This is a genomic window from Sphingomonas sp. CFBP 13733, assembly GCF_014841795.1.
In the GTDB taxonomy this organism is placed as follows: Bacteria; Pseudomonadota; Alphaproteobacteria; order Sphingomonadales; family Sphingomonadaceae; genus Sphingomonas; species Sphingomonas aerolata.
Window position 1 is genome coordinate 1 of sequence record NZ_JACYUP010000027.1, and the last position, 1,276, is coordinate 1,276.

General features: G+C 65.8%; 1 protein-coding gene. It reads left to right on the forward strand.

Features of this window, described 5'->3' with window-relative positions:
- Positions 1–23: 23 nt before the first annotated feature.
- Positions 24–1,264 (forward strand): IS3 family transposase gene (locus IFT71_RS21045; RefSeq protein WP_192071981.1). Its coding sequence is split into 2 segments (ribosomal slippage): positions 24–368 and positions 371–1,264, totalling 1,239 coding nucleotides; the frame shifts between segments, so codons are not numbered across the junction.
- The last annotated feature ends 12 nt before the right edge of the window (positions 1,265–1,276 follow it).

Below are 1,276 nucleotides of genomic sequence, written 5' to 3' on the forward strand. Positions count from 1 at the left end.
GCTCTTAGATAAGAGTGAGGCATATGACTGACGGTACGACCAGGCGTTACAACGATGGCGAGGTTCTCTCCGGTGTTCAGCGGCGGAGGCGGTGGACGCCGGAGGAAAAGGTCCGGATCGTCGAGGAGACGTATCTACCGGGGATGAGCGTGTCGCTCGTCGCCCGCCGGCACGGCATTGGTGGCAATCAGATCTTCACCTGGCGGCGCCTGATGGCGCAGGGTGCGCTGACCGCCGCGACAGCGGGCGAGGAAGTGGTGCCGGCGTCCGAGTACCGAGCGCTCGAGGCGCAGGTTCGCGAACTACACCGGCTGCTCGGCAAGAAGGCCATGGAGAACGAGCTGCTCCGCGAGGCCGTGTCCCGGGCCGCAGGCCCAAAAAAACTGCTGTTGCGCTCGACCTCGTTGCCGCGGGATGGACGGTGAGCGCGGTGTCAGGCGCGGTCGGAATTGCTCGCCCACACCTGTCCGCAATGCGCCATCGCCCAGCGCCCCGACCACGCGGACGACCGCCGCTGCCGGATGCCGAGCTGGTCGCCGACATCCGCGCGCTCGTCGCCGATCTGCCGACCTATGGCTATCGCCGCGTTCATGCTCTGCTGCGCCGGGAGGCTGAAAAGACTGGGCGCGAAGCGCCCAACCCGAAACGCGTCTACCGCGTCATGAAGGTGCATGGGCTGCTGCTGCAGCGTGACGGCGAACGCCGCGAGGAACGGCGGCACGATGGCCGGGTCGCCGTCGATCTGCGCAACACCCGCTGGTGCTCCGACGGGCTGGAGATCACCTGTGACAATGGCGAGAAGGTACGCGTCGCATTCGCGCTCGACTGCTGCGACCGTGAGGCGATGGGACACGTGGCGACGACGGGCGGCATCACCGCAGAGGACGTCCAGGACTTGATGGTCGCCACCGTCGAGCATCGCTACGGACGGGTGAACCGCGTGCCCCAACCGATCGAGTGGCTTACCGACAACGGCAGCTGCTACACCGCTCGCAACACACGCGCCTTCGCCCGAGACATCGGGTTGATCCCGCGCACGACCCCGGTCAGCAGTCCTCAATCGAATGGCATGGCTGAGGCGTTCGTTCGCACCCTCAAGCGCGACTATGTCCGCGTGAACCCCAGGCCGAATGCCCAGAGCGTCATCGACCAACTGCCCGGCTGGTTCGCCCATTATAACGAAGTGCATCCGCACCGCGCTTTGCGCTATCGGTCCCCACGCGAGTTCATTGCGCAAACCTGCGAGGCTCTGTCAGGCCTTTAGGGGGCAACAACA